The organism is Sphingopyxis sp. BSNA05 (genome assembly GCF_013265645.1).
Taxonomy (GTDB): domain Bacteria; phylum Pseudomonadota; class Alphaproteobacteria; order Sphingomonadales; family Sphingomonadaceae; genus Parasphingorhabdus.
This window is the reverse complement of sequence record NZ_PYIA01000166.1, coordinates 38550-63010: the sequence shown is the minus strand read 5'-3', so window position 1 is coordinate 63010 and position 24461 is coordinate 38550. Positions and strand designations below refer to the sequence as shown.

The 24461-nt window shown below is 60.7% G+C and carries 20 protein-coding genes and 5 pseudogenes; 13 read left to right on the top strand and 12 right to left on the bottom strand.

The genetic code is table 11. The annotated features are described in order from the left end of the window. The first annotated feature begins 133 nt into the window (after positions 1–133). Positions 134–2454, top strand: a pseudogene (gene ligA, locus C8024_RS19535) (NAD-dependent DNA ligase LigA). A 407-nt stretch (positions 2455–2861) separates the two neighbouring features. Here the strand turns inward: ligA and C8024_RS22375 are convergent. Together C8024_RS22375 and C8024_RS22370 are read right to left on the bottom strand one after the other, a co-directional pair. After that, positions 2862–3236, bottom strand: a complete 375-nt coding sequence (locus C8024_RS22375) for a sterol desaturase family protein (RefSeq protein WP_254306131.1) — start codon at positions 3234–3236, stop codon at positions 2862–2864. A gap of 47 nt (positions 3237–3283) precedes the next feature. Then, a complete protein-coding gene (locus tag C8024_RS22370) occupies positions 3284–3715 on the bottom strand; it encodes a sterol desaturase family protein (protein ID WP_254306130.1) in 432 nt (143 codons plus the stop codon). Positions 3716–3806: 91 nt separating this feature from the next. Between C8024_RS22370 and C8024_RS19525 the strand changes: the two genes are divergently transcribed. Further along, positions 3807–4472, top strand: coding sequence for a Crp/Fnr family transcriptional regulator (locus tag C8024_RS19525; protein ID WP_173208313.1), 666 nt, complete (start codon positions 3807–3809; stop codon positions 4470–4472). A 168-nt stretch (positions 4473–4640) separates the two neighbouring features. On the opposite strand, the gene C8024_RS19520 is transcribed toward C8024_RS19525, so the two are convergent. Beyond that, complete coding sequence (locus C8024_RS19520) at positions 4641–5306, bottom strand: DUF2459 domain-containing protein (RefSeq protein WP_173208310.1); 666 nt, start codon at positions 5304–5306, stop codon at positions 4641–4643. A gap of 49 nt (positions 5307–5355) precedes the next feature. Between C8024_RS19520 and phhA the strand changes: the two genes are divergently transcribed. After that, on the top strand, positions 5356–6252 hold the full coding sequence (gene phhA / locus C8024_RS19515) for a phenylalanine 4-monooxygenase (RefSeq protein ID WP_173208307.1): 897 nt from the start codon (positions 5356–5358) through the stop codon (positions 6250–6252). Here the strand turns inward: phhA and C8024_RS19510 are convergent. Further along, a complete protein-coding gene (locus C8024_RS19510; protein ID WP_173208304.1) occupies positions 6213–7319 on the bottom strand; it encodes a 50S ribosomal protein L11 methyltransferase in 1107 nt (368 codons plus the stop codon). The genes phhA and C8024_RS19510 overlap by 40 nt on opposite strands. Positions 7320–7361: 42 nt before the next feature. Next, positions 7362–9242 carry an ABC-F family ATP-binding cassette domain-containing protein gene (locus C8024_RS19505; protein ID WP_173208302.1) on the bottom strand — a complete coding sequence of 627 codons (1881 nt, stop codon included), beginning with the start codon at positions 9240–9242 and terminating at the stop codon, positions 7362–7364. A gap of 143 nt (positions 9243–9385) precedes the next feature. Here C8024_RS19505 and C8024_RS19500 point away from each other — a divergent pair, with 143 nt between their 5' ends. After that, positions 9386–10753, top strand: coding sequence for an MgtC/SapB family protein (locus tag C8024_RS19500; protein WP_100094582.1), 1368 nt, complete (start codon positions 9386–9388; stop codon positions 10751–10753). A 7-nt stretch (positions 10754–10760) separates the two neighbouring features. Here the strand turns inward: C8024_RS19500 and C8024_RS19495 are convergent. Both C8024_RS19495 and C8024_RS19490 read right to left on the bottom strand, forming a co-directional pair. Then, a pseudogene (locus C8024_RS19495) lies at positions 10761–11439 on the bottom strand (spermidine synthase). Continuing rightward, the gene (locus tag C8024_RS19490; protein ID WP_367947453.1) at positions 11436–12128 is read right to left on the bottom strand and encodes an SDR family NAD(P)-dependent oxidoreductase; all 693 of its coding nucleotides are present in this window, start codon (positions 12126–12128) and stop codon (positions 11436–11438) included. The pseudogene C8024_RS19495 and the gene C8024_RS19490 overlap by 4 nt, the downstream one beginning before the upstream one ends. A 221-nt stretch (positions 12129–12349) precedes the next feature. On the opposite strand from C8024_RS19490, the gene sdhC reads away from it, so the two are divergent. The 3 genes and pseudogenes from sdhC to sdhA all read left to right on the top strand — a co-directional run bounded on the left by sdhC (position 12350) and on the right by sdhA (position 14984). Next, positions 12350–12763, top strand: coding sequence for a succinate dehydrogenase, cytochrome b556 subunit (gene sdhC, locus C8024_RS19485; protein WP_173208300.1), 414 nt, complete (start codon positions 12350–12352; stop codon positions 12761–12763). A 15-nt stretch (positions 12764–12778) separates the two neighbouring features. Further along, a complete protein-coding gene (gene sdhD, locus C8024_RS19480) occupies positions 12779–13168 on the top strand; it encodes a succinate dehydrogenase, hydrophobic membrane anchor protein (RefSeq protein ID WP_173208295.1) in 390 nt (129 codons plus the stop codon). Further along, positions 13168–14984 (top strand): annotated as a pseudogene (gene sdhA, locus C8024_RS19475) (succinate dehydrogenase flavoprotein subunit). The gene sdhD and the pseudogene sdhA overlap by 1 nt, the downstream one beginning before the upstream one ends. 193 nt (positions 14985–15177) lie before the next feature. Here sdhA and C8024_RS19470 read toward each other — a convergent pair. Next, positions 15178–15576 carry a DUF559 domain-containing protein gene (locus C8024_RS19470; RefSeq protein WP_173208293.1) on the bottom strand — a complete coding sequence of 133 codons (399 nt, stop codon included), beginning with the start codon at positions 15574–15576 and terminating at the stop codon, positions 15178–15180. A gap of 130 nt (positions 15577–15706) precedes the next feature. Here C8024_RS19470 and C8024_RS19465 point away from each other — a divergent pair, with 130 nt between their 5' ends. Beyond that, complete coding sequence (locus C8024_RS19465; protein ID WP_173208290.1) at positions 15707–16378, top strand: LysE family translocator; 672 nt, start codon at positions 15707–15709, stop codon at positions 16376–16378. Here C8024_RS19465 and C8024_RS19460 read toward each other — a convergent pair. From C8024_RS19460 to C8024_RS19450, 3 genes are read right to left on the bottom strand one after another with little or no spacing between them, the layout of a single operon-like run. Beyond that, on the bottom strand, positions 16373–16885 hold the full coding sequence (locus tag C8024_RS19460) for a hypothetical protein (RefSeq protein WP_100094591.1): 513 nt from the start codon (positions 16883–16885) through the stop codon (positions 16373–16375). The two genes, C8024_RS19465 and C8024_RS19460, sit on opposite strands and share 6 nt — an antisense overlap. Positions 16886–16917: 32 nt before the next feature. After that, positions 16918–17400, bottom strand: a complete 483-nt coding sequence (locus C8024_RS19455; RefSeq protein WP_173208287.1) for a hypothetical protein — start codon at positions 17398–17400, stop codon at positions 16918–16920. 30 nt (positions 17401–17430) lie between these two features. Further along, complete coding sequence (locus tag C8024_RS19450; RefSeq protein WP_173208284.1) at positions 17431–18579, bottom strand: alpha-hydroxy acid oxidase; 1149 nt, start codon at positions 18577–18579, stop codon at positions 17431–17433. Positions 18580–18708: 129 nt separating this feature from the next. Between C8024_RS19450 and creD the strand changes: the two genes are divergently transcribed. After that, positions 18709–20124, top strand: coding sequence for a cell envelope integrity protein CreD (creD, locus tag C8024_RS19445; protein ID WP_173208281.1), 1416 nt, complete (start codon positions 18709–18711; stop codon positions 20122–20124). A 42-nt stretch (positions 20125–20166) separates the two neighbouring features. On the opposite strand, the pseudogene C8024_RS19440 reads toward creD, so the two are convergent. Next, positions 20167–21074 (bottom strand): annotated as a pseudogene (locus C8024_RS19440) (neutral zinc metallopeptidase). 125 nt (positions 21075–21199) lie between these two features. Here C8024_RS19440 and C8024_RS19435 point away from each other — a divergent pair. The 4 genes and pseudogenes from C8024_RS19435 to C8024_RS19420 all read left to right on the top strand — a co-directional run bounded on the left by C8024_RS19435 (position 21200) and on the right by C8024_RS19420 (position 24329). Then, positions 21200–21985 carry a 3-hydroxybutyrate dehydrogenase gene (locus tag C8024_RS19435; RefSeq protein ID WP_173208278.1) on the top strand — a complete coding sequence of 262 codons (786 nt, stop codon included), beginning with the start codon at positions 21200–21202 and terminating at the stop codon, positions 21983–21985. A 14-nt stretch (positions 21986–21999) separates the two neighbouring features. Then, on the top strand, positions 22000–22569 hold the full coding sequence (locus C8024_RS19430) for a DUF4893 domain-containing protein (protein WP_217272337.1): 570 nt from the start codon (positions 22000–22002) through the stop codon (positions 22567–22569). A 69-nt stretch (positions 22570–22638) separates the two neighbouring features. Further along, positions 22639–23960: pseudogene (locus C8024_RS19425) on the top strand (amidohydrolase). Then, positions 23961–24329, top strand: coding sequence for a hypothetical protein (locus tag C8024_RS19420; protein WP_173208272.1), 369 nt, complete (start codon positions 23961–23963; stop codon positions 24327–24329). Positions 24330–24461: the final 132 nt, after the last annotated feature.

Here is a 24461-nt window from a genome sequence, read left to right as displayed (position 1 = left end):
TAGTGATCAAACGAGCCCGTTTCAGCCCCTCCTTTTAAGGAGGGTGGGTGGTTCGGTGCCGCTTGTCGCTTCGCGAGCGATGTTCACACATCGCCACCACCCCAACCCCTCCTCTGAAGAGGAGGGGCTTTTTATGACCCTCACTCCGGTTGAGAACCTCTCCGAAGCCGATGCCGCGAACGAACTTATGCGTCTCGCCCGCACCATCGCCAAACATAACAAGCTCTACCACGCCGAAGACACACCGGAGATATCCGACGCGGATTATGACGCGCTGGTGCGGCGGAACAACGAGCTGGAGGAGGCCTTCCCGCATCTGGTGCGGGAGAATAGTCCGAACAAGCTGGTCGGGGCGGCGGTGGCGGCTTCGCCTTTGTCGAAGGTCACCCATGCCCAGCGGATGATGAGCCTCGATAACGGTTTTTCCGACGAGGATATCGCCGAATGGCTGGCGCGGGTGCGGCGGTTTTTGAATCTGGACGAGGGCGCGCCGGTGGCGGTGACCGCCGAGGACAAGATTGACGGGCTGTCCTGTTCGCTGCGCTACGAGAAGGGCGAGCTGGTGCTGGCCGCGACGCGCGGGGACGGGCAGGTTGGCGAGGATGTGACCGCCAATGTGCGGATGATTGGGGATATTCCGGAGCGGCTGTATCCCCGCGAAGGCGGGGATCCATCTCCTGAGGGTGCGGCCGGGGCGCGAGCGGGCGATGGGCTCCTGCCTTCGCAGGAGCACGCTTCCCATCCCGTCCCCGACCTTTTCGAGATCCGTGGCGAGGTCTACATGGCCAAGGCCGATTTTGCCGGGCTCAACGAGCGGCTGATGGACGAGGGCAGGGCGGATGCGACGGCCAAGGGTGTCGATTTCGATCCGGGAAAATCCGCCAGTTCGCCAATCCGCGCAACGCCGCCGCCGGTTCGCTGCGCCAGAAAGACGCGAATATTACGGCGAAGAGGCCACTGAAATTCTGGGCGCATGGCTGGGGTGTGCACAGCGAACTGCCGGGCGACACGGCATTTGACGTCATGCAGGCGATCGCAAGCTGGGGCGTGCCGGTTTCGCCGCTGGTCAAGCGGTTCGAAACGCTCGACGATATGCTCTCCCATTATCGCCATATCGAGGCGGAGCGGGCGGACCTGCCTTATGATATCGATGGCGTGGTCTACAAGGTTGACCGGCTAGACTGGCAGCAACGGCTCGGTTTTGTGGCCAAGGCGCCACGCTGGGCACTGGCGCATAAATTCCCGGCGGAACAGGCGCAGACGACGCTGGAGAGCATCGATATTCAGGTCGGGCGCACCGGCAAGCTGACGCCGGTTGGTCGCCTCAAACCGGTCACGGTGGGCGGCGTGGTGGTTTCCAACGTGACGCTGCACAATCGCGATGAAGTCGAACGGCTCGGCGTGCGCCCGGGAGACCGGGTGGTGATCCAGCGGGCCGGGGACGTGATCCCGCAAGTGGTCGAGAATCTGACTCGCGACGAACAGCGAGATCCCTATGATTTCCCCGATCATTGCCCTGAATGCGGCAGCGAAGCCGTCGCCGAGGAAGGCGAGGTCGATGTCCGTTGCACCGGCGGCCTGATCTGCCCGGCGCAGCGATTCCAGCGACTGGTCCATTTTGTCTCGCGGGTGGCGCTGGATATCGACGGGCTGGGCGAGAAAAGCATCGCCGAATTTATCGAGGCAGGCTGGCTGGAAAGCCCCGCCGATATTTTCCGCCTGCACGAGCATCGCGCTGAAATTCTCGCCCGCGAAGGCTGGCAGGACAAGTCTGTGGATAATCTGTTGGCGGCTGTGGAAAAGAAGCGACAGCCCGATGCGGCCCGTCTGCTATTCGGGCTGGGGATACGGCATATCGGCACGGTGACGGCGAAGGATCTGCTGAAGAATTTCCGGACCTTGCCGAAATTGCGGGAAGTTGCCGAGGCTGCGCAGGAATCGAGCGAATACCGTTTGTCTCGAGCGCAGGTGAGAGACGGGGAGGGCGCGGATGCCGGTGTCTCGACTTTGCTCGACACGAACGGGGAGGCTGGGCCCGCGGTGACCGGAACCGAAGCGGGTGATGCCGCCTGGGCGGAAATTACGTCGATCGATGGTGTGGGGCCGACCGTGGCAGCGGCGCTGGCCGATTTCTTCCACGAACCGCATAATGTCGCGGTCTGGGAAGATCTGCTGAACGAAGTTTCCCCGCCGGACTATATCGTCGAAACCCGCGACAGCGCGGTGGCCGGCAAGACGGTGGTCTTCACCGGCAAGCTGGAAACCATGAGCCGCGACGAAGCCAAGGCGCAGGCCGAGGCGCTGGGCGCCAAGGCTTCCGGTTCGGTGAGCGCGAAAACCGATCTGGTGGTCGCCGGACCGGGCGCGGGATCGAAAGCGAAAAAGGCGGCGGAACTGGGGATCGAAGTGATTGACGAGGCGGCCTGGGCGGAGATTGTCACGGCGGCGGGGTAGCGCAGTTTGCCTCGATAAGATCTAGCTGGTTTATGCATCCTTCTCCCGTGCGGGAGAAGGATGCGCAGACTTGGCAGCTTGACTGCCTAGTCGTAGCTGGATGAGGGCGTACTGCGCTTCTGACGGCAGAACACCCTCATCCAACGCCGCCTAGCTTCGTTCCTCAGCAAGGCTCTGTACCCTTCTTCCGCACGGGAGAGGGGGTAATCCGGCCAAGGCCGTTCGTCCTGAGCTTGTCGAAGGACAGCGTTCCCCCGAGAGGTGCACTTCGACAAGCTCAGTGTGAACGCTATTCTCTCAATAGCTGTCGGATGTGCCACCGTCATTGCGAGGAGCGAAAGCGACGCGGCAATCCAGAGCGGCGAGCGACGCGCTGGATTGCTTCGCTTCGCTCGCAATGACGAAAGTCAGGCCTCTGCGCCTGCCTCAACCGCCGCCAGTTCCTTCACCCCATGGCCGCCTTCCTTATTCTCCGGAAAGATCGGCCAGGCTAGTTGCTGACCCAAAGTGGCTGGTGCGAGATTTTCCACGCCATAGCTATCGGGATAGCGGCGCGTGATGTGGGCGGTGCCAAACAGCACATCCCAGAAGAATAGAAGATTGCCAAAATTGCCCTTATAATGAGTGACGCCGTCGCTTTTGTGGCGGCCGTGATGGGCGTGGTGCGTGGCTGGGGTCGAGATGGTGCGTTCGACCAGCCACATGACCGGCGACAGCCATTTGATCTTGTAGAGCGGTTCGTCCCAGGCGACATCGCTGTGCGCGCCGACGATCACCGCCATTTTGACGATGATATAGCCGACATATACCCAGCCGAGACCGAGATAGATCAGGCGCCGGAGAACCAGATGCTCGGCATGGTGAGATAGTAGAAGATATTATTCCGGTAGACGAGACGCACGCTCATATATTTCGCATTATGGTGCGAGCGGTGCAGATTGTAGAGGAAAGGCACGCTGTGCGACAGCCGGTGCCACCAATATTGCATCATGTCGTCGAAGACCAGGAACAGGGCAATGGCGGCGATCAGAGGGATGCCGGCCAGAGCGCCTTGCCATTGCGGCGCGACATTGCCGAGGATGAACTGAGCCGCGAGGATGATCCCGGGCTGGGTGATGACCAGCAACACGAAGGAACCGATAATCTCGACCAGCGCGTCATCGCGGGTCTGTTCGGGCTTGCTGAACAGCCGCGTGCGGAAAAATTCCAGCAGTCCGAAGACGAGGAATATTCCGGTTATTGCCAATAGTTCGGGCCGCATCATGTCTCTCCCTGGAGGATGGCTTGCAGATTTTCTCTAGCCGCTGTACATCTCCTGAAATGCAAACTTCTTGTCATTCTTGGGAATTTTCATGAACGCGCCTGCTCCGGTTGCCGGGACCGGCTTTGTGCAGGGACTTCCCGAGCGGATACGCCTGGATTTGCTGGCCCGCGGACAGGAGCGGGCCTTTGCCCGCGGCCAGATCATCCAGCAGCGCGGCGACGAGGCGAAGGAATTCTGGTATATCGAGAGCGGATCGGTACAGGTCGGCCGATATGGCCTCGACGGGCGGCTGACGCTGTTTGCGCTGCTCGGCGCCGGTGAAACATTCGGCGAACTGGCGTTCATGGGCGAATTTCCGAGGACGGTCGACGCGATTGCCGGCAGCGATTGCCGCCTGATCCGGATCGGAAAAAGCGAGTTCCGGAGCCTGATGGATGCCGATCCGGCGGTGACCGGCCTGCTGCTCAAGACGATGGCACTGACGGTGCAGGATGCGTTCGATCTGGTCGAATTCAGCCGCAGCCTGTCGGTGCCGCAAAGGCTGGCGCTGGCGCTGTCCCAGCTTTGCGGCGATCAGGGGAACAGTGCGCGGCTCACCGTCACCCAGCAGGAACTGGCCGACCTGGTCGGCGTGTCGCGTGTGTCGCTGGGCAAGGCCCTCACCCGGCTGCAGGGCGACGGGGTCATCGAGCCGGGCTATGGATTTGTCACGATTAGGGACGGCGCGGCTTTGCGCGATCTCGCGGGCGGCTAGGCTATGGACCGTTCGTTCTGCGCTGGTCGCAGGGCTGTGATCAGACGACGGGCCTGGTTCGACGGGCTCACCACGAACGGCATCCTCGCCGCCCTCCGTTCGTCCTGAACCTGTCGAAGGACCATGGCGAGTAGATAGCCGCACTTCGACAAACTCAGTGCGAAGGGTTCACTCTGCTATTTCCGGAAACCAGCGCATCACGCCGCCCTGGAAGGGTGTCCAGCGCCCGGTGCGAATACCAGCCTGTTGCAGAATGTCGCTGGTCCAGTTGTTGCAGGTGTAGAAGGCGCTGTAATGGCCGTTCGCCTGATAGAACAGGTCATCCTGGCCATAGCCCGGGGACGGTTGGGAGCGATACTGATCGTCGAGGGCGAAGCGCGCTTCGATCGCACTGGCGATTTTGCGATATTCCGCTTCGCTGACGATAAGGGGGCGGCGGTAATAGGGATAAGCCTGTGGATATTTCAGGTGGTAGACGTGGACAAGTACATCGTCGCTGCCAAATATCGCGCTGATCGCGTCGCTTGCGCGCAGATCGCGCCATTGCCGGGTGTTGCGATAGACGCCTTCATGCCCCCATCCGACCAAAATATGGCTGCCGTAAAGCGACGGATCGGCGAGATGCTCGGGCCGGACCAGAGGCGTCCAGTCATGGACATCGCTCCAGACCGGCATGATGATCCCGCTGTGCAGGCCGTTAGTCTCGATGAACAGTTCGATGCCGTCTTCGGGCTTTGCCAGTGCTGGTTGGCGGGCAGCAGGCTGCCGGCCAGCGCCGCGAGCAGATAGGCGCAAAGGATCGCGACCAGTGCAACCACCATGCGTTTCAACCATTTAAGCGCTGTAGTTGCCATCGAAACCTGTTCTGCTGTAGGATGCGGCCATGCTCGATACCCCCGAAACCGAAACCCATGTCTATGACAAGCCGCCAGCGCACGCAAATGCCGACTGGACGATCGACCAGGACTGGCAACGCTATTCGGCGGAAGACCACGAGACCTGGGATATATTGTTCGCGCGCCAGCAGAAAATGCTGCCGGGCCGGGCGGCGCAGGCGTTTCTCGACGGCATCGATATCTTGAAACTGTCGCGGCCCGGTATTCCCGATTTCGAAGAGCTCAACCGGATATTGATGGATGCCACGGGCTGGCAGGTTGTCGCCGTGCCCGGACTGGTGCCCGATGACGTGTTTTTCGACCATCTCGCCAACCGGCGCTTTGTCTCGGGCAATTTCATCCGGCGGCGGGACCAGCTCGACTATCTGCAGGAACCGGATATTTTTCACGATGTCTTCGGCCATGTGCCGATGCTCGCCGACCAGCGATTTGGTGACTATATGGCCGCCTATGGCCGCGGCGGGCTCAGGGCGCTGAGATTCGGCACGCTGAAACAGCTGGCGCGGCTCTACTGGTATACCGTGGAATTCGGACTGATCCAGGAGGCCGAAGGTCTGCGAATCTATGGCGCCGGCATTGTCTCCAGCTATGGGGAGAGCGTCTTTGCGCTGGATGATCCCAGCCCCAACCGGATCCTGTTCGATCTCGAACGGGTCTTGCGCACCGAGTATCGGATCGACGATTACCAGCAGAATTATTTCGTCATTCCCAGCCTCGACGAGCTGCTGCGGGTGACGGTGGAGACGGATTTCAAGCCGCTATACGACAAGATTGCCGGTCTGCCGGACATCAGGATTGCCGAGATTGTCGAGGGTGATGTGGTGCTGACCGAAGGGACGCAGGACTATGCCCGGTCGCAGGCGGGTGAGGCTACGGTCGTTTGATTATGCGTGTGCTCCGTACTTGATACGGAGCCCGGCCCGCGTGATGGTGAGGTGCCGACAGAGCTCCGCATCAGGTGCGGAGCACTAGCATTCCCCGAAATAATCCGATGCCAGCGGTGATTTCTTGCGGTGGGGCTTGCGGGGCCAGCCATATTTTTCGCCTTGACCAGAGTCAGGCAGGGCCATTCATTATCCAACCGGGAATGTTTCAGGCGAAATCCTTCGCGGATATAGGCGCGGACCACTTCGGCCTTTTGCCGGCTCAGCAGGCCGGCGAGCAGAAGCACCGTGCCGGCGCCTGATGCGGCGGCGATTTGCGGGGCAAGGGCGACCAGCGGGCCGGCCAGGATATTGGCGATGATCAGATCAAAGGGCGCGCGCTGCCTGAGCGCGGGATGATCGAGACCGTTGCTCTGGACCAGCCGGATCTGGCTGCGGCCATTGCCCAGCGTGATTGCATTCTGGCGCGCATTTTCGCCGGTGACCGTGACTGCGACCGGATCGATATCGCTGGCGATGATTTTCGCGTCGCGCCAGAGATGGTGCGCGGCAAAGGCGAGCAGGCCGGTGCCGGTGCCGACATCGGTGATGTTGCGGAACCGGTGGCCGGTTTTCTTGAGCCGGTCGAGACTTTGCAGGCAGCCCATGGTGGTTTCATGATGGCCGGTACCAAAAGCCTGCCCGGCATCGATACAGATATTGGTCAGCTTGGGATTGCCGGATGGCTGGTCGCTTGTGGTGTGCACGTGAAACCGTCCGGCCCGTAGCGGTTCGAGGCCCTGCTGGCTCAGCGTGACCCAGTCCTCGTCTCCCAGCTGAGTGACAATCGGCTGAAATCCGGCGGCTTCCGCCGAAGGCGACAGCTGCAAGAGATTCTCGACCATCTCGGGATCGGGCATTTCCTCGCAATAGACGTCGATCATCCATTCGTCCGGCCGCTTGGCGTCGACTTCGCTGGCGACGATGGTCGGCGTCGAATCGCTTGAAGAAATGAACAGATTGTCCGCCGCCAGCGTTCGTGCTTCGGCGCGGGTGCAGAGGATCGAGACCTTCCAGGTGCCGCTCAACGGACTAGTCCGTCAGAGAAGGCCCGGTCAGAGATGTGCCGCTCAGGCATTGACATTTTCCTGTTCCAGTCGGTCGCTGGCTTCCATCCACCGGGCTTCGGCCTTGTCGAGCCTGTCCTGGTGTTCGGCGCGCAGCTTCATCAATTCGGTCATCGAGAGGTCGGCATGTTTCGCCGCCGCGCTGGCCGGATCGAACATGGCGCGGTCGATGGCCGAGATTTCCTCCGCCAGGACCTTCATTTCCTTTTCGGCTGCCGAGACGGTCTTGCGCAACTCCCCTTGCTGCTTGCGCCGTTCGGCGGCGGCGCGGCGTTCTTCCTTGCGGTTGCCGCTTCCGGACTTGCCACCCGAGGAGCCGGGCTGGTTCTTTCCGAGAACGAAATCGGTATAATCCTTGAGCGTGCCGGCAAATTCCTCGGCCTTGCCGCTGTCGACCATCACCAGCCGGTCGGCCGTGAGTTCGAGCATATGGCGGTCATGGCTGACCAGGATGACGGCGCCGCTATATTCGTTGAGCGCGTGCACGAGGGCTTCGCGCGCGTCGACGTCGAGATGGTTTGTCGGCTCATCGAGGATCAGCAGATGCGGCGCGTCGCGCGTGATCATCGCCAGCGCCAGACGGGCGCGTTCCCCGCCGGACAGCTTGCCGACCTTGATCGTCGCCTTGTCGCCGGAAAAGCCGAAGCGGCCGAGCTGTGCGCGCACGGCGCCCGGCTTGGCGTCTTTCATCAGGCGGGTCATATGTTCCAGCGGCGTGTCCGACGTGTCCAGTTCCTCGACCTGATATTGGGTGAAATAGCCAACGGTCAGCTTGCCGGATTTGTTGATCGCGCCCTTTTTCGGCTCCAGCTGGCTGGCGAGCAGCCGGGCGAGCGTGGTCTTGCCGTTGCCGTTGCGGCCCAGCAAGGCCGTCCGGTCGTCGGGATCCAGCCGCATATTGAGGCCGGAGAGAATGATATTGTCACCATAGCCGACGGCAGCATCATCGAGCGTGATCAGCGGTGGTTTCAGTTCCGCAGGACTCGGAAAATGAAAGCTCAGCGAGGGATCGTCGATTGCGGCGGCAATCGGCTCCATGCGGGCCAGCGCCTTGACCCGGCTCTGCGCCTGTTTCGCGCTATGCGCCTTGGCGCCCCAGCGGGAGACGAAGGATTCCAGCTTTTCGCGCTGGGCGATCTGTTTCTCGCGGGCGGACGCCTGCTGCGCCTGACGCTCGGCCCGCTGCTTTTCAAACGCGTCATAGCCGCCGGGATAGAGGGTGGTCGTGCCATGCTGCAGATGCAGGATATGGTCGACCACATTGTTGAGCAGATCGCGCTCGTGGCTGATCACCAGGATTGTCGCCTGATAGCTGGTCAGGAAATTTTCCAGCCACATGGTCGCTTCGAGATCAAGATGGTTCGACGGCTCGTCGAGCAGCAGCAGTTCCGGTTGCGAGAAGAGCAGGGCGGCGAGCGCCACGCGCATTCGCCAGCCACCGGAAAAACTGTCCATCGGCTGTTGCTGCGCCGCTTCGTCAAAGCCGAGCCCGATCAGGATTTTCGCCGCGCGCGCCGGGGCGCTGTGCGCGTCGATCATGTTCAGCCGCTCGTGAATCTCGCCGATCCGGTGCGGGTCGGTCGCGGTCTCGGATTCTTCGAGCAGTGCCGCGCGTTCGGTATCGGCGGCCAGCACAGTATCGAGCGGACTGTCCTGTCCGGCAGGTGCTTCCTGGGCGATATAGCCCATGCGCGCGTCCTTGGGCATGTCGACGCTGCCGTCATCGGGCTCGAGCATGCCCGCGATCACCTTCATCAGGGTCGACTTGCCCGCGCCATTGCGGCCAATCATGCCGACCCGTGCGCCGGGGGGCAGGGCTGCGGTCGCGCCGTCGAGGATCACGGTGCCGCCGAGGCGCACGGTTATATTGTTGAAATTAAGCATGGGCAGCCGTTAGCCGAGCTTGCCGCTCAATGCCAGCGCCGTGAGAGGGTAAAAGCGTCACGGCGCATATTTCTCGACTGGACCGCGCAACGGTGTCAGCAGGGCGATCTGACCGCTTCCTAAGGGTAATTACGCATGGGCAAATGCCGGGCCGGCTTTCACTAAGGCTGGATGATGATGACAAAATCCGGATTTCACCGCGGGACGATGCCCTTGCCATGCTGACGGAATTCTCCGGCGAATGGCTTATTTATCGCGACCTTGCGATCGCGCTGGCGGCGGGCCTGCTGATCGGTGTCGAGCGCGGATGGACGATGCGCGACGAGAACAAGGGCGCACGGGTCGCCGGGATTCGCACTTTCGGCCTGATCGCCGGGCTCGGCGGTCTGGTCGCGCTGATCTCGCAAAGCCTGAATCTGGTCATCGCCGCCATCCTGCTGACCGGCGTGGTGGCGATGTTGTCGATCAGCCATTTCAAGACCATCCACGAGCCGGACGGGCGCAGCATCACCAATTTCGTGGTCTCGCTGCTGACGCTCTGTCTCGGTCTGGTGGCGGGGAGCGGCTATCCGGCGCTGGCGATGGCCGGGGCGGCAATCGTCACCGGTCTGCTGTCGATGCGGTCGGAACTGCACGGACTTATGCGCAGGCTGGGGCCGACCGACATCAATGTGATGATCCGCTTTGCCCTGATCGCGCTCGCCGTCCTGCCGTTTCTGCCGGACCGCGATTTCGGACCTTATGAGGCCTTCAATCTGCAGCAACTATGGTTTGTCGTCATATTGGTGACGGGTCTTTCCTTTGCCGGCTATGTCGCCAACCGGATATTCGGCGCCGCTCATGGCACGGTGGTCACCGCCGTCATTGGCGGCGCCTATAGTTCCACCGCAGTGACCGCGTCGCTGGCGCAACGATTGCGCGGGGAAGAGACGGCAGGTCGCACCCTGTCGGCGGGCATCGCGCTGGCGTCCTCGGTCATGTATATCCGGGTGCTGTTGCTGACTTTCCTGCTCGCGCGCTTTGCCTTCGTGCCGCTGGCGATGATTCTCGCCCCTGCGGCGCTGGTGGCCGCCATCATCGGCTTGCTCCTGCTGCGCCGGAGCGGGGCTGCCCGGTCGGATGAGAGCGTGGAAACACGCAACCCCATCCGCCTGCTGCCGGCGTTCTTCTTTGCGCTGACCGTCGCGGCAATGTCGCTGGCGGCGCGCTGGGCCGAGGCAAAATACGGAAGCAGCGGGATTGCCTATCTGGTGCTGATCGTGGGATCCTTCGACGTCGATGCCGCGATCATCACTTTGGGGGCGCTGCCTGAGGAAACGATAATGTCGGATCTGGCCGGTTTCGTGCTGGCAATGACGGTGCTGGCGAATATGCTGTTCAAGACCGGCGTGGCCGGCTTTACCGCAGGCTGGAAAAAGGGGCGCGCGGCGGTGGCGGCGCTGGCTGCAAGCAGCCTGGTGCTGGCAATCGCCGGTCTGGTAAGCTTTGTCGCGTTTGATATTCGCTTCTAGATCGCCCCTAGCGATTTGCCGCCAGCCAGATCGTATGTTTTGCGCCCTTGCCATTGCTGCGGGCGGAGACGGTTTTAACCTCGACGGCGAAACCGGATTTTTCAGGCGCGCTGTAAATCGGTTGTCGCCTTCGCTCGACCAGACCGCCAATATGCCATTGGAGCGCAAGGCCTTTTTCGCCGTGGCCAGGCCCGCCATGCTGTAGAGCCGGTCATTGGCGTCATGGGTCAGCCCGTCCGGACCATTGTCGACATCGAGCAAAATCGCATCATAGTCGCGCTCCGCCTTGCCGATCACATTTGCGACATCGCCGATGGTGACGGTCACGCGGCTGTCCTCGAGACATTTTGCGAGAGATCCGCCATCGGCCCGCGCGCCCACTGGACAATGGCCGGAATCAGCTCGGCCACTTCGACATGCGCCTGTGGCGGCAAGACCGACAGGGCAGCGCGCAGGGTGAAGCCCATGCCATAGCCGCCGATCAACAGGCGCGGGTTTTTGACTGCCAGCCGTTTGCAGGTGAGGGTGGCCAGCGCCTCTTCCGACCCGCTGAGCCGGCTGTTCATCAGCTCGATGCGACCCAGCATGATCGAATATTCGTCGGCACCTTTCAGGGCGCGGCGGAACAGGCGGAGTTCATCGCCGCCGGGGATGGGAGCGGTGTCCAGATGTTCGCGGGCGATCATCGGACAAAACTCGCGCCATTGGCATCGAGTACGGCGCCGGTCATGCTGGGCGGAGCGTCGAGCGCGCAATAGCGGGCGATGGATGCGATTTCCTCCGGTTGGGCAACCCGGCCAAGCGGAATGTCGGCGAGCAATTTGTCGCCGCCGCGGCTTGCCAGATAATCTTCAGCCATGCCGGTCATGGTGAAGCCGGGGCAGATGGCGAAAGCCAGTATCCCGTCTTTCGCATAGGCCCGGGCGATGGTCTTGGTCATTGCCACCATGCCGCCTTTCGATGCGGCATAATGCCAGTGGTCGGGACTGTCGCCGCGATAGGCGGCGCGGCTTGCGATATTGACGATCCGGCCCGGCTCGCCGCGCTGCTGAAAATGCAGGACTGCGAAGCGGCACAGCTCCGCCGATGCCGTCAGGTTGATGGTCATGGTCCGGTTCCAGCTTTCCAGCCAGTCGTCGGCGGCGAGCGGGTTGGGCTGGAACAGGCCGGCGTTGTTGACCAGCACGTCTATGCGTCCGTCAAGCCGGTCGAGCGCTTGCTGCCACAGCAGGGGTGCCGAGCCGTCCTGCGTAAAATCGGCCGCGATCAGATCATTTCCGCCGGCGGTGCTTTGACCGATGACCGTTACATCATCCATGCCGAGCGAGTCGACGATGGCCTCACCGATGCCGCGGCTGGCGCCGGTGACCAATATATGTGTTTTTTGTTGCTCATGCCCGATGGATTAGAACGACAGGGCGCGCGCGTCCATCAATGATGCAGATTTCGGGCTTTGCAATTGGCCTGAATAATTTTGCACTAATAAATTGTCTAAATAGAGCGCATCCGGTTTGCATGATACGCGCTTTTCGCTAAGGGATTGGTTCTATTTCAAAGACTCCGGTATCATCCGGAGATATTGTTCAGGGGAATATAATGTCCGGCGTATCAGGTTCAGCATCGAACAGACCGCTTTCACCGCATCTGCAGGTTTATAAATGGGGGCCGCATATGCTGGTGTCCATTCTTCACAGGGCAACCGGCGACGCCATGGCGCTGGTCGGCGTGCCGCTGCTCGTCTGGTGGCTCTACGCAATTGCCGCGGGGCCGGAAAGCTATGATTATTTCCTGAGTTGGTTTAACTGGGGCTATATCGGCTATATCGTTCTCGTCGGCATGAGCTTTGCCTTTTTCGAGCATATGTACAGCGGGTTGCGCCATTTCGTGCTGGACGCGGGTGCGGGCTATGAACTGCAGACCAACAAGATGTGGTCGATCGCCGTGCCTCTGGCCGCGATCATCACCACCGGCGCGATGTGGCTCTACATCGCCTCCAAGAATATTCTTTAGAACAGGAATCGGAACATGGGTTCAGGAACCAATATCGGCCGGGTACGCGGCCTCGGATCGGCACAGGAAGGTGCGCATCACTGGATAGTCCAGCGGGTGACCGCAGTCAGCAATTTGCTGCTGGTGCTCTGGCTGGTCTTCTCGCTTGTCCGGCTGCCGCAATATGGGCATGAACTGATGGTCGAATGGCTGTCCTCGCCGCTGGTCGCCGTGCCGATGATGCTGATGCTGGTCAGCATCTTCTGGCATCTGCGCCTCGGCTTGCAGGTCCTGATCGAGGATTATGTCCCGGATCACGGCGTCAAGTTCGGCCTGATCGTCCTCCTCAACTTTTTCGCCATCGGCGGTGCGGCTCTGGGAATCTTCTCGGTCGCGAAAATAGCCTTTACCGGAGTGGTAGCATAATGAACGACACATCCACCCAGCCTGCTTACAAGATCATCGATCACAGCTATGACACCGTGGTTGTCGGTGCTGGCGGCTCCGGCCTGCGCGCCACCATGGGCGCTGCGGAATCGGGCCTGAAAACGGCTTGCATCACCAAGGTTTTCCGACCCGCTCGCACACGGTTGCGGCGCAGGGCGGGATTGCCGCATCGCTCGGCAACAACACGCCCGATCACTGGCAGTGGCATATGTATGACACGGTCAAGGGCTCCGACTGGCTCGGCGACCAGGACGCGATCGAATATCTGGTGCGCGAAGCCCCGCAGGCGGTCTACGAGCTGGAACATGCCGGCGTGCCTTTCTCGCGCAACGAAGACGGGACGATCTACCAGCGCCCTTTCGGCGGCCATATGCAGAATATGGGCGAGGGGCCTCCGGTCCAGCGTACCTGCGCTGCTGCCGACCGTACCGGCCACGCGATGCTGCACGCGCTCTATCAGCAGAGCCTGAAATATGACGCGGATTTCTTCATCGAATATTTCGCGATCGACCTGATCATGGAAGACGGCGAGTGCCGGGGCGTGATTGCCCTCTGTCTCGAAGACGGATCGATCCACCGGTTCCGCAGCCACGCCGTGGTGCTGGCGACCGGCGGCTCGGGCCGCTGTTATTTCAGCGCGACCTCTGCCCATACCTGCACCGGTGACGGCGGCGGCATGGTGCTGCGCGCTGGCCTGCCTTTGCAGGACATGGAATTTGTCCAGTTCCACCCGACCGGCATTTACGGCGCGGGCGTGCTGATTACCGAAGGCGCACGCGGCGAGGGCGGTTATCTGACCAACAGCGAAGGCGAGCGTTTCATGGAACGCTATGCGCCGAGCGCCAAGGATCTGGCCAGCCGCGACGTTGTCTCACGCTGCATGGCGACCGAAATCCGCGAAGGCCGCGGTGTCGGGCCGGAGAAGGATCATATCTATCTCCACCTCGACCATATCGCGCCCGAAGTGCTGGCCGAACGGCTGCCCGGTATCACCGAAACCGGCAAGATTTTCGCCGGCGTCGACCTGACCCGCGAAGCTTTGCCGGTGGTGCCGACCGTACACTACAACATGGGCGGCATCCCCTGTAACTATCATGGCGAAGTGATCAATCCGACGGCAGATGATCCGGACGCGATTGTCGAAGGGCTCTACGCCGTCGGCGAAGCGGCCTGTGTATCCGTGCACGGCGCCAACCGTCTCGGCTCCAACTCGCTGATCGATCTGGTGGTCTTCGGCCGCGCGACCGGTCTGCGGCTCAAGGAAAAGCTGGTGCCGAACGCGTCGCACAAGCCGCTACCGGCCGATAGCGCCGATCTGGCGCTGCAACGGCTTGACCATTTCCGCAACGCCAAGGGCTCGATCCCGACCGCCGACCTACGCCTCGAAATGCAGAAGACGATGCAGGCGCATGCCGCCGTGTTCCGCGACAACAAGCTGCTCGAAGAGGGCGTTGCCGCGATGGACAAGGTCAATGCGAAACTCGCCGATGTTGGCGTGACCGACCGTTCGCTGATCTGGAACACCGACCTGATCGAGACGCTCGAACTCGACAATCTGATGAGCCAGGCAATGGTCACGATCAAGGCCGCCGCCAACCGCAAGGAAAGCCGCGGCGCGCATATGCACGAGGATTATGAAGACCGGAACGACAAGGAATGGATGAAGCACACGGTCATCACCTTCGAAGGCTGGGGCGGCAAGGGCGGCAAGAGCGAAATCAGCTATCGCCCCGTGCATGATTACACGCTGACCGACGAAGCAACCTATGTGAAGCCGAAGAAGCGGGTTTATTGATGGTTTTGGAGTTGGGCCGGAGCTAACCGGAGGTCCGTTTAAACTGTCCTCGCAATCGGTCAGTTTAAGGAACTCGCTGGCGCTCGTTACCCACCCCTAGCCCCTCCCTTTCAGGGAGGGGAATATATGTTGCAAAGCGGACCATTCCTGCTCCCCTCCCTGGCCAGGGAGGGGTTGGGGGTGGGTCGAGACTCTAATCCGGTTCGCGCTTTCGTTTCCGAGGCGGAACTGCCTCCAGTTCTTTGCCGCCAAGTCGTTCAGCGGCAGTTTTCAGTATTATTTCAGCGACACCATGAGTGTTTTCCATCACCTCGCTATTCCAGAATCTTAATTCCTTCCAGCCCCGTTTGACGAGATACTCAGTGCGGATAAAATCCTCCTCCTTACTATCGAGATGCTGACTTCCATCCAGTTCGATAACAAGCTTCGCCTTCCGATGCGCGAAATCCACAATATATGGAACAATCGGGAGCTGCCGGGTAAATCGCGGGCGGTACTGGCACAATATGTTCCACAATATCCGTTCAGCGGGAGTGGCATTATTCCTCAAATGCCGCGCATTTCGAGTGAGCTTTTCGGGGATCCGTTTCACCTGTTGGATGTTACGCTGGCGGGAATATCTAAGCCAGTTTGCGTGCGATGACGGTCTGAAACTGTCAAATACTTGATTCAGAATAGCTGATTTCCTTCCCCCCATTCATCAATCCCGATAGAAACACCCGATGCTCGCACCCATGCTTCCCTCATTCCTGCTCGTGGTCCTGCTGGTCGAACTGACGCCCGGCCCGAATATGGGCTGGTTGGCTTTGCTCAGCGCCAGCGAGGGACGGCGGGCGGGCTTTGCGGCGACAGCGGGAATCGGATTGGGGCTGGCAATTGTCGCGGCGGCCTCCGCGCTGGGGCTGGCACAGCTCGCGCACGCGTCGCCGCTGATATTCAATTTGCTGCGCTATGCCGGAGCGGCTTTTCTGCTGTGGCTGGCGTGGGAGGCGTGGAGCGTGGAGCGGGAAGTGTCGCCGTCGGCAGTGCACAGAAACGGTTCGGCGGCGCGCTATTTCCGGCGCGGGCTGATCATCAATCTGCTCAATCCCAAGGCGGCTCTGTTTTTCATAGCGGTTCTGCCGGTCCATGTTGTCCAGAATGGACCGGTGGCGATGCAGACCGCGCAGCTTTCGATCGCCTATGTCGCCATCGCGACGCTGATTCATATCACCATCGTACTGCTAGCTGGCCGCGCCCATGGCTGGCTGACCAGTGGGCCCTATGCCGGGCTGGTGCGGCGCGGGTTTGCGATCATGCTGGCGGCCATCGCGATATGGTTTTTGTCGACACATTCCGGTAGCAAATCGCCAGGCACCAGGCGCGAACAGGCGCTGACTCCAATATTGTCATGAAACCGATGGCGGCGGCATGCATCCCTTGCTCACCGCCAGTCCCTTGAGGAAGCTCCGGCGGGCAAAGCCCGCGGACAACGCGCGCTGATAGCGTTCCCGCGCGGCATTGGCACCGGTCACCTCGCGGAGCACGCCGCGAAAGGGGATGAAACCGCCCAATATGCCGCCGGCAACACGGCTGACGCTGCGCTCGCGCTTTTCGGCGCGCGAAATGAGCGGGTCTTCATTGATGTCGGGGCCAAGCATCGGGCGCAGGCTGGCGATCTCCGTGGTGATGGCGCGACAACCGGTCATGCCGGTAAGGTCATAAGGTGCTTTCTGGATTTCCAGCAATCGCGGAGGGATTTCGTCCTTCTTCAGGTTGATATCCTTGGCCGGCTGCGTAACCGCGTCCTCGACATGGTCGACCATCGGTCGTTCGACATTGGGTGAAGCTGCCCGCAACGGCTGTCCGGCCAGTGACAGGCCGGCCAGCCCGGCAATGATAATATATCCGGCTGACGCCATGATATGTCTCCCTTGTTGCCCCCAAGGTTGATTTACGGTCGCGCGGGTGCCTTGCATCCGCGCTGCAGCCCGACGCCTTTCAGGAATCCGCGCCGGACAGTGCCGGCATAGATCGCCTGATTATAGCGCCGCCGCTCGGCATTGGCGCCGGTCACCTCGCCGATGATCCCGCCGAACGGGATGATCGAACCGATCGCGCTGCCGGCCACCCGAGCTGCGGTCTGTTCGCGCTTCTTGGCCAGGCTCTTGTCGACCGTTTCGTTGACGTCAGGGCCGAGCACGGCATTGAGCTCCTCGACCTCGGCAATGATGGCGGCACAGTTGCGCAAGCCGCTGAGCGAATAGGGATCGTCCTGGATATCCCGCAACTTCTGCGGCACTTCCTTGCCGTCAAACGGTTCGGTAACCTTGTTGCCCGCCTGTTCCAGCGTCGAATCTTCCTGCGCGCCATTTTGCGCCAGCACGGCTGTCCCCGGAACGGAGAGGGCCAGTAGCAGGCCGGCAAATTTGCTCATATTTTCATTTCAATCCCCTGACCGCGCCGGTTATCGAAATCTCAGATTGTCGCGGTTCAACTGATCAACCGCTGTGACGCCCATTAGTTTCATGTCGCGTTCGATTTCAGCTTGCAGCAAAGAGAGGATTCGCTCAACCCCCGACTGTCCGGCCGCAGCGAGAGCATAGAGATAGAGGCGTCCGCCCGAGCAGGCCTTGGCACCGACGCTGAGCGCTTTCAGCACATGGCTGCCCCGGGTGATGCCGCCGTCGCAGATGACGTCGAGCTTGTCGCCGACCGCATCGCAAATCTCGGCCAGCTGGTCGAAGGGGGCACGGCTGCCGTCCAGCTGCCGTCCGCCATGGTTGGATACCATGATCGCGGTGGCGCCGATATCGACCGCGCGCTTGGCGTCAGCCACGGACATGATGCCCTTGAGACAGAATTCACCGCCCCAGTCCTTGGCTATTTCCTCCGCCATTTTCCAGTCCAGAGACTGGTCGAGCATATTGGTGAAATAATCGGCGACCGAGTTGGGCACGCTCGTGCCTTCCGACACATGGTCTTTCAGATTGGACAGTTCGAACTTGTCGCGGAACATATAGTTCAGGCCCCAGGCGGGCTTGGCGGCATAGCTCCAGAAGCTGGTCGGGGTGATCCGCGGCGGACTGGTGAAGCCGGAGCGCAGGCAGCGCTCGCGGTTGCCACCGACGATCGTGTCGACGGTCAGCGTCAGCGCGTCGAATTTCGCGGCCTTGCAGCGCTCGACCATCGACCGGTTGAGGTCCTTGTCCTTGTGGACATAGAGCTGGAACATTTTCGGCGTGCTGATGCTTTCGCCAATCTCCTCGATGCTGACCGTGCCCAGCGAGGAAATGCCGAAATAGGTTCCGAATTTCTCTGCCGCCCGGGCAACCGCGCGTTCGCCTTGCCAGTGAAACAGGCGTTGCAGCGCCGTCGGGGAGAGGAACAAGGGCATCGCCAGCTTTTGCCCCATCACGGTCGTGCTCATGTCGATATTTTCCACACCGGCCAGAACGTTGGGCACCAGATCGCAGCGTTCATAGGCCAACGTGTTGCGCCGCCGGGTGACTTCGTCGTCCGCCGCGCCGTCGATATAGTCAAATATCGGAAAGGGCAGGCGTTTTTTCGCGAGCGCACGAAAGTCATTCACATTGTGGCAATCCGAGATATTCATAACGGCCTTTCGATTGGACGCACATGCGCCACTGTTCGTCGCAGGTTGGATAATGGTCAGAGCGGGAGTTTAGACGAACGCGCGCGTCCCGCAAGCAACCTTTGTTGCGCTGGAAGAGGGAATGAAATCATGGATGAAACTGACGATAATTTTGGGGTGGCCAGGGAGGAGCGGTCCCCCGGCCGCAAATTCCTGATGGTATTGCTAATGGGGTTTTTGCTGACGATACCTTTGTTCGCCACCTGGCTGCTGGTGTATGACCGGCAAAGCCAGAGCGAGACCGCGCAGCATTCGATCGTGTCGGGCTGGGGCGGGGAGCAGATATTTGCCGGGCCGAAACTGGTGCTGCCCTATAATGTTGCGCTGCAGGAAACGGTTGAGCAAAACGGCAAGACCGTCACCCGGACCAATATCGTGCAGCGCGAATTCTTTCTGGCACCGGAAAAGCTGACGCTGGACAGCGGACTCAAGACCTCGACCAAGAAGCGCGCGATATATGAAGTCGTCGTCTACGATACCAATGTCATCGGATCGGCCATGTTCAGACTGCCCGACGATTTCGAGCGCAACGGTATTGCGATGGAGGACATCGATTTTGCCGGGGCCGAGCTGCGCTTTGGCTTGTCCGATGCGCGCGGGCTGGCGGGTGACAACAGCGTCACTGTGGAGGATGAGAAGCTGAGCCTCAAGCCGGGCAGAGGGCTCGGTGAAACCGGCAACAGCGGCTTTTACGCCTGGGTTGATGCCAGCGCTCTCGTCGAGGGCGGGCTGGCAGCGGATTTCGCCGTACGTTTCAAGGGCAACGAGAGCCTGACCATTGCGCCCCATGCGGGCCTGACGGAATGGACGGTCCGGTCAAAATGGCCGCACCCCAGCTTCACCGGGCTTTTTCTGCCGGAAGCGGAGGAAAGCAAGGTCACCGCCGAGGGCTTCGAGGCGAAATATGTCATCACCAATCTTGCTCTGGGAAGTTCTCTGGTTTCCATGCAGCAGGGAGCACAGGTCAATCCCGGATCGGCGTTGGAGAGGGTGCAGTTCCAGCCCGACAGCGGCGGCGCGGCGGCAAGCGCAACGGTCAATCTGATCCAGCCGGTTGATCTCTATGGCCAGGTCGATCGCGCCGCCAAATACGGCTTTCTGATCATCGGCTTTACCTTTGTCGCCTTTCTGCTGTTCGATCTGATCGGCGGCGTGCGGATATCCTCGGTGCAATATATATTGATCGGTGCGGCGCTGGTCTTGTTCTTCGTGTTGCTGCTGGCTTTTGCCGAAATCATCGGTTTCGCGCTCGCCTTCATTGCGGCGTCGGCGGCAACCATCGGGCTGATAACGGCCTATTCGGCCTCAGTATTGTCGAGCTGGCGAAGCGCAAGTCTGGTCGGCGGATTGCTGGCGGGCCTCTATGGCGCGATCTACATATTGCTCAGTCTGCAGGCTTACTCGCTGCTGATCGGATCGCTGTTGATCTTCACGGCTCTTGCAGGGGTGATGTTTGTCACCCGTCGACTGGACTGGTCTAGCAGTCTGGGTCGGACGAAGGCCTGAGCCCAAAAGCGGGCTCCGGTGTGACGCCGGAGCCCGTGATTTCTATACGGCGCCGCGCGCGAACGTGTCGCAGGCCGAAGGATCTCCGGTTTGCATGCCCTTGCGCAACCAGGCCATGCGCTGCGCAGACGAACCATGGGTGAACATGCTCTCCACCGGTTGCTGACCGGCTCCGCGCATCAACGTATCATCGCCGATCGCATGGGCCGCGTTCAGGCCTTCCTCGACATCGCCGGGTTCCATCCGGTCGGCATTTTGCGCCGCCCATACGCCGGCATAGCAGTCGGCCTGCAACTCCATCCGGACCTGCAGCGCATTGCCTTCGGCTTTGCTTGCGCTCCGCTGGGCATTGCGCACCTGATCGGCAACACCGGTCAGGTTCTGAATATGATGGCCGACCTCGTGCGCGATCACATAGGCCTGGGCGAAATCACCCTTCGCGCCATGCGGGTCGACATTTCGCGGAAAAAGCTGGTGTCGAGATAGACGCCTTGGTCCGCAGGGCAGTAAAAGGGACCCAAGGCAGCCTGAGCTGCGCCGCATCCGGACTGGCCGGACTGGTCATAGAAGGTGAGGGTGGTCGGCTTGTACCGTTGGCCCTGTTGCTGGAACAATTTGGCCCAGGTCTGCTCGGTCGAGGCGAGCACCTGACAGGCGAAAAGCTCTTCCTCCGTATCGCACGCCACATTGGTTCCGGAACTTTCCGACTGGAAGCCGCCCGCGCCTGTATCGCCGGCCAGTTGCAGGCCGCCACCGCTGAAATAGAGGAAAGCCGCCGCGGCGCCACCAATCAGCAATATCGTGCCGCAGCCCATTTTCCGGCCGAGCAACATCGGCAGGAAGCTGAGCAGCAATCCGAGACCGCCACCTCCGCCGCCGCCAAAGCTCCGGCCGCCACCACGGCCCTGATCGCGAACATTCTTGCTGGGGTCCAGATCGTCTAAACGCATTACTTGTCTCCTCGTCCGGTCCCAATTCGCCTGATTCCGGAAAAAGCGCAAGTTCCGCCAGATAGTTTTACAAAATCGTTGCAGTCCGGTGCGACTGATTTAAGGTCGCGGCAAAGGAGATATCTATGTTTTTGAAGGGCAAGACTGCGCTGATCACCGGCTCTACATCGGGCATTGGCGGCGGCTATGCAAAAGCGCTAGCCGCGGAAGGCGCGGCGGTGATGATCAACGGCTTCGGCGACGCGGGCGAGATTGAAGCGCTGCGTCAGGAACTGGAGACATTGAGCGGCACCAAGGCCGCCTATAGCAGCGCCGACATGACCAAGCCGGAGGAAATCCGGCAGATGTGTGGCGATTGTGCCGAGCAGCTCGGGACCGTCGATATATTGATCAACAATGCCGGTATCCAGTTCGTTTCGCCCGTCGACGAATTTCCCGAGGAAAAATGGAATGCGGTGATGGACATCATCATGAACAGCGCCTTTCACGCGACCAAGGCGGTGCTGCCGGGAATGAAGGAAAAAGGCTGGGGCCGGATCATCAACACCGGCTCGATGCACAGCAAGGTCGCGAGCCCCTACAAATCCGCCTATAATGCGGCAAAGCACGCGATTGACGGCTTTGGCAAGACGGTTGCTCTGGAAGTCGCGCAAAACGGTATCACCGTGAACACGATTTCGCCCGGCTATACCTGGACGCCGCTGGTCGAGGGGCAGATCCCCAACACCATGGAAGTGCGCGGGCTGACCCGCGAGCAGGTGATCAACGACGTTCTGCTGGCGCCGCAGCCAACCAAGGAATTTGTCCAGATCGACCAGATCGCCGCGCTCGCCATCTTCCTGTGCAAGGACGAGGCGCGGGCGATTACCGGCGCGAATATTTCGATCGACGGGGGCTGGACCGCACAGTGATTGCCGGGCTGTTCTTGCTCGTTGCAGCCACCGCGGAGGTGCCGGTCGCACCGCTATGGCGTGAGCGGGCGACTGCTGCCGATGTAGAAAGGCTGGAAAATTGGAAGGAGGCGCTGGAGATCGGTCGATCGGGCGTTACCGGTTCGGGACAGGGCGCTTTGCTTGCCGCACGTTCTCCGCTTTTCCACACCGATGCGGCTCTGGCTGGCAGTGACATTCCGCAAGGCGTGTATAATTGTTCAATCACCAAGCTGGACGGCGATGCCGATGGCGGGCTGCCCTATATCGCCTATCCTGCCTTCAAATGCCGGATCGTGGATCAGAATGGCCGCAAGCATTTCACCAAATTGACGGGCTCGCAGCGCACGATCGGCTGGATCGACAAAGCGGCCGGGAACCAGTCAATATATCTCGGCTCCCTGATCTACCATTATGAAGATGCTCTGGTCCCTTATGGCCAGACTGCCAAACGCGATCAGGCGGCGGTTGTCCAGCGCATCGGACCAAAACGCTGGCGGATGATATTTCCGTTTCCCGCCTATGAAAGCAAGGTCGACGTGATGGAGTTGACGCCAGCGGAATGAATTTTTGGACCTGACAAGCATTTCGCTTCCGATTAGGCAGGGCTAGAAAAATATAGAATGGGGATGGATATGCGGAATTTTACAAAACTCGGATTGATGGCAGCAGCTTCAATGATCGCGGTCATGCCGGCACAGGCCGACAGTCTGAAGGATGCCATCGCGGCGGACATGCCCTCGCTGATGGATATCTATCGTGATCTGCATGCCAATCCCGAACTGAGTGGCGAGGAAGTGCGCACAGCCGCCAAGCTGGCTGCCGAAGCCCGGCGTCTGGGCTATGAGGTTACCGAAAATGTCGGTGGCACCGGCGTGGTCGCGATCTTGAAAAATGGCGAGGGACCGACGGTGATGTTGCGAGCCGACATGGACGGCCTGCCGCTGGAGGAAAAACCGGGCTGCCATTCGCATCGAAGGCCCAGGCGAAAACCCGACAGGGCAATGATACCTATGTGATGCACGCCTGCGGTCATGACACGCATATGACGGGCTGGGTTGCCACCGCACGGCAACTGGCTGCGCGCAAAGCAGAATGGTCGGGCACGCTGGTGATGATCCTGCAACCGGCCGAAGAGACGGGCGAGGGCGCGATGGCGATGCTGGAAGACGGTCTCTACACCCGCTTTCCCAAGCCGGACTATGCGCTGGCCTTTCACGATGCAGCCGGCGTTCCTGCAGGATATATCGGCTATGCGCCCGGCTTCGCGCTGGCCAATGTCGACAGCGTCGATATCCAGGTGAAGGGCGTTGGCGGCCATGGTGCCTATCCGCACACCACCAAGGATCCCGTCGTGCTGGCCAGCCGGATAGTCGGCGCGCTGCAAACATTGGTGAGCCGCGAGATCGATCCGCAGGATCCCGCCGTTGTCACGGTTGGCAGTTTCCAGGCCGGCTCCAAGCATAATATCATTTCCGACGAGGCGTTGCTGCTGATCACCGTGCGCAGCTATGGCGATGCCACCCGGGCCAAGCTGCTCGACGGGATCAAGAGGATTGCGCGCGGCGAAGCGATTGCCGCGGGCATGCCCGAGGACCGGATGCCGGTCGTGTCGGTTCGCGATGCGGAGTTCACCCCCGCTACCTACAACAGCCCGGAATTTTCAATGGAAATGGCGCAGCTGTTCGAAACCCGCTTCGGCAAGGATCGTGTGGTGCAGTCGAAGCCGGTGATGGGTGGCGAGGATTTCAGCCGCTACCGCCGTGCCGATGAAAATATCAAGAGCATGATCTTCTGGGTTGGCGGTGTCCCTATGGCAGAATATCAGGCCTCGGTGGCGGCAGGTACGAAATTGCCATCGCTGCACAGCCCATTCTGGGCGCCCGATGCGGAGACGGTGATCAAGACCGGCGCCGAGGCTCTGACCGCCGCAACCTTGCAGATCATGAAGAAATAGATGGGTTGGCGGTGGATCGTCCCGGGCGCGCTGGCGGTTGCCGCATTCGCGTCCGTCGCGCAAGCGGCTGGCCCCACCGACGCGTCCTATTTTGAGGGACGCTGGACCTTTGTCGATGAAATATGCTCGGCACCCACCAGCTGGACGATGATCGCCGGCGGAAATTTTGTCTCGGAAGATCTGGTCGGCACTTGGGCTTGGCAGGATGGAAAACTGGTTTTGAGCCTCAATGATCTGGCGGTTGACGAGGAAACCGGCGAGGCGGGCGGTCGTTTCCGGATGGATGGTCCGGTCACCGTCGTCGATCGGAACCGGTTCGACTTGATGATCGCGCCCGACGTCTATCAGATGCAGCGCTGCGTCGACTGACCGATCGTCAGTTCCGACCGTCAGCAATCAGGGAATAGCAGGGAGTGAGCCAGTCTCCAGATCTGACATTTCCGCTTCCCGGTTGACCAGGCGCGTAGGCTTTTCATTCGTCAAATACGGAATTTGACCGGC

What these genes read in the sequence shown, in the direction of transcription:
- C8024_RS22375 (WP_254306131.1), bottom strand. Translation starts at nt 3,236, where the DNA reads ATGGCGGTGATCGTCGGCGCGCACAGCGATGTCGCCTGGGACGAACCG.
- C8024_RS22370 (WP_254306130.1), bottom strand. Translation starts at nt 3,715, where the DNA reads ATGCGGCCCGAACTATTGGCAATAACCGGAATATTCCTCGTCTTCGGA.
- C8024_RS19525 (WP_173208313.1), top strand. Translation starts at nt 3,807, where the DNA reads ATGAACGCGCCTGCTCCGGTTGCCGGGACCGGCTTTGTGCAGGGACTT.
- C8024_RS19520 (WP_173208310.1), bottom strand. Translation starts at nt 5,306, where the DNA reads ATGGTTGAAACGCATGGTGGTTGCACTGGTCGCGATCCTTTGCGCCTA.
- phhA (WP_173208307.1), top strand. Translation starts at nt 5,356, where the DNA reads ATGCTCGATACCCCCGAAACCGAAACCCATGTCTATGACAAGCCGCCA.
- C8024_RS19505 (WP_173208302.1), bottom strand. Translation starts at nt 9,242, where the DNA reads ATGCTTAATTTCAACAATATAACCGTGCGCCTCGGCGGCACCGTGATC.
- C8024_RS19500 (WP_100094582.1), top strand. Translation starts at nt 9,386, where the DNA reads ATGCCGGGCCGGCTTTCACTAAGGCTGGATGATGATGACAAAATCCGG.
- sdhC (WP_173208300.1), top strand. Translation starts at nt 12,350, where the DNA reads ATGTCCGGCGTATCAGGTTCAGCATCGAACAGACCGCTTTCACCGCAT.
- sdhD (WP_173208295.1), top strand. Translation starts at nt 12,779, where the DNA reads ATGGGTTCAGGAACCAATATCGGCCGGGTACGCGGCCTCGGATCGGCA.
- C8024_RS19465 (WP_173208290.1), top strand. Translation starts at nt 15,707, where the DNA reads ATGCTCGCACCCATGCTTCCCTCATTCCTGCTCGTGGTCCTGCTGGTC.
- C8024_RS19460 (WP_100094591.1), bottom strand. Translation starts at nt 16,885, where the DNA reads ATGGCGTCAGCCGGATATATTATCATTGCCGGGCTGGCCGGCCTGTCA.
- C8024_RS19455 (WP_173208287.1), bottom strand. Translation starts at nt 17,400, where the DNA reads ATGAGCAAATTTGCCGGCCTGCTACTGGCCCTCTCCGTTCCGGGGACA.
- C8024_RS19450 (WP_173208284.1), bottom strand. Translation starts at nt 18,579, where the DNA reads ATGAATATCTCGGATTGCCACAATGTGAATGACTTTCGTGCGCTCGCG.
- creD (WP_173208281.1), top strand. Translation starts at nt 18,709, where the DNA reads ATGGATGAAACTGACGATAATTTTGGGGTGGCCAGGGAGGAGCGGTCC.
- C8024_RS19435 (WP_173208278.1), top strand. Translation starts at nt 21,200, where the DNA reads ATGTTTTTGAAGGGCAAGACTGCGCTGATCACCGGCTCTACATCGGGC.
- C8024_RS19420 (WP_173208272.1), top strand. Translation starts at nt 23,961, where the DNA reads ATGGGTTGGCGGTGGATCGTCCCGGGCGCGCTGGCGGTTGCCGCATTC.